Annotated in this window: 2 protein-coding genes and 1 pseudogene; 2 read left to right on the top strand and 1 reads right to left on the bottom strand. The window is 69.9% G+C overall.

Annotated features, from left to right (window positions below):
• On the bottom strand, positions 1 to 631 hold a 631-nt coding region (locus AC08ON_RS06915; protein WP_476616651.1), incomplete at its 3' end, for an amidohydrolase family protein.
• A gap of 451 nt (positions 632 to 1,082) precedes the next feature.
• Between AC08ON_RS06915 and AC08ON_RS06920 the strand changes: the two are divergent.
• Positions 1,083 to 1,352, top strand: a pseudogene (locus tag AC08ON_RS06920) (AAA-type ATPase lid domain-containing protein); the annotation flags it as partial.
• Between the two features lie 211 nt (positions 1,353 to 1,563).
• A complete protein-coding gene (locus AC08ON_RS06925; protein WP_476616652.1) occupies positions 1,564 to 2,349 on the top strand; it encodes an AAA-type ATPase lid domain-containing protein in 786 nt (261 codons plus the stop codon).
• Positions 2,350 to 2,535 lie beyond the last annotated feature (186 nt).

Genomic DNA, 2,535 nt, shown 5'->3' on the forward strand with positions numbered 1-2,535 from the left:
CGATGAAGTTCAGGTCTTCGAAATCGCTTGCGACGTGGTCGATGTCGGCGACGTCGAACGCGTCGCGGTCCAGCGGCTTGATGGTCGGGCCCTTGTGGACGTGGATGTTCTTGATGCCTAACTCCTGGCAGGCCTCCAAGTACCGATAAGCCCAGGGATCGGTCAGCTTCCATCCGCGCGAGCCGCCTTTCCACTCCGCGGTGCAGAGCTTGACCCCCTTGAGACCGAACCTCTCGGCGTCGGCGCGGAGCTGGTCGAGGCCGGCCCCGCCGTTGCGCGGATCCCAGTTGTGGTTGTAGGTCAGCTTGTCGGGGTGGGCCTGGGTGAGCGCGAACGCCTCTTCGGTCTGCCCGAACCCGTTGGTGTAGAACTCCCCGAGGTAGGCGGGTTGGAAGATGGCGTGGTCGACGTACCCGGTCTCGAACACATCCTTCATCAGCCGCTCGCCGCCCTGGTAGAGGTACTCGTCGTACTCCCACATCTCCGACGCCGGGGTAAAGCTCGTGTGGTAGGCGTAGAAGCAGTCGATGAACTGCTTGCCGTGGACGTTGCGCTGGTTCTCCGGGCGCCCGTCCCACAACGCGATGTGGGCGTCCACGATGAAGTAGTTCTCACCGTCCTTGGCGTACATCCTGGTCCTCCTCCGGCCCACGGCCATCGCGGGCCTGTCGGGAGGCTAGTGCCCGCGTGGGGGGAGAGGTCCCGGGGTCGATGTCTCATTGTGGGATGACCGAATGTCCCAAACTGAGACACGCGCGGCCGTGCCAGGGACGAGGCTGGCGCCTACGCTTATGACCTGGATCACAGCAGGGCTTTCAGGGAGTGTCATGCCCGACGACGTCATCCCGGCACGTGCCCGCGGGTTCGCGGCCGAGGCGCGCGCGGGGCGCGACCACACCCGGTCGGACGTCTCCTGCCGGCTGATGGCCTCCTGGCAGCGCAGCGAGGAGTACGGCGTCTCCCTCGACGACGTCGACCCGGTCTTCTCCGGCACGATCGACCAGAGCTCGCTGTTCTACGACAGCGGCCGCGAGGTGCTGGCCGGCCTCCACCGGACGCTGGCCGCGGAGCCCGTCAGCCTGATGTTGACCGGCGCGGACGGCTTGGTGCTCAACCGTCTCAGCGGGGACACCAGCCTCCTGCGCGCGCTGGACCGGGTACACCTCGCGCCGGGCTTCTCCTACGCCGAGCGGGTGGTGGGTACGACGGGACTCGGGCTCGCGCTGGCGGACCGCGCCCCGTCCCTGGTGCGGGCCGAGGAGCACTACGCCGTCGGGCTGTGCTGCTACACCTGCGCCGCGGCGCCGGTGCTCCACCCAGGGACCGGACGCCTCGAGGGCTCGGTCAACCTGACGACCTGGTCGGAGTCGTCGAGCAACCTGCTGCTCGCGCTGGCTGAGTCCGCCGCGCAGCACACGACGGACCTGATGCGGTTGCGGTCCGGGGGCGTCACGGGTGGCCGCCCGCGCCCACGCGGCGAGGTGTTCCGGGTGGAAAGCCCGCGCGCGGAGCCCGGGGCCGGCAGTCTGCACGACCTCTCCGGCTCCTTCCTGGCGCCGTGCGGTGTCACTGGCAGAGGCGGGCCTGCGCGACGGGCGGGTCGTGGCCTGTGTCGGCGAGCCGGGCAGCGGCCGTACGACGGCGCTCGCGCAGGCCCTGCGCCGGGCCTTTCCGCGCTACCGCATCCTGGCCGCGAGCAACCCGGCAGCGGCGGACGTCGAGCCGTGGCTGTCCCTGTGGACCCCGGAGCTGACGAAGGCGAGCACGGCGGTCATCGTGCGCGACGTCGACCTGCTCCCCCTGTGGGTGGCCGAACAGGTGCGGGACCGGGTGCTCAGGGCCCGGGTCGAGGCGCGATCGGGCGCAGCCGACCCGGCGGGCTGCCTGCCCTTCGTGATCACGGTGGAGCGGTTCGAGGATATCCCGGCCGCACTGCGCGCGATCGTTGACGGGATCGTCCCGGTCGCACCGCTGCGCCAACGGCCCGAGGACATCGGGCCGTTGGCGCGGGTGGCGGCCCTGCGGGCACGGGGCCGCGAGGTGGATCTGACCCCGGCGGCCGAACGCGCCCTGTCCGGCCATCGTTGGCCGGGCAACGTCGAGCAGCTGATGCAGGTCGTCAAGAAACTGGCTCGCCGCCACGACCCGATCGACGTCGGACACCTCCCGGCCGAGGTGCTCTCGCACGGCCGCCACCGGCTGACGCGACTGGAGACGTTCGAGCGGGACGAGATCGTGCGGGCTCTGAACGACCCGTCCCTCACCATGGCCGAGGCAGCCGAGCGGGTCGGCCTGAGCCGGTCCACGCTCTACCGGCGGATCGCCCAGTACGGCATCCGGATCAGGTAGCCGCTCAGCCCGGACTCACCGGGCCGCGACCACGTAAGGATCACTGTCACTGGAGTACTAGATCAGCACCTGGCGCTGTTTTCCGTTCCGATGTTCCTCATGCCCCGGCTAGAGGTGAGGAGGGGGGTGAACAGGAGGAGGGATGCCGCGGTGAGGCCGACGATTGCCAGGCGGGGCCCGGTGGCG

It is taken from the genome of Frankia sp. CoWAU3 (assembly GCF_977971855.1).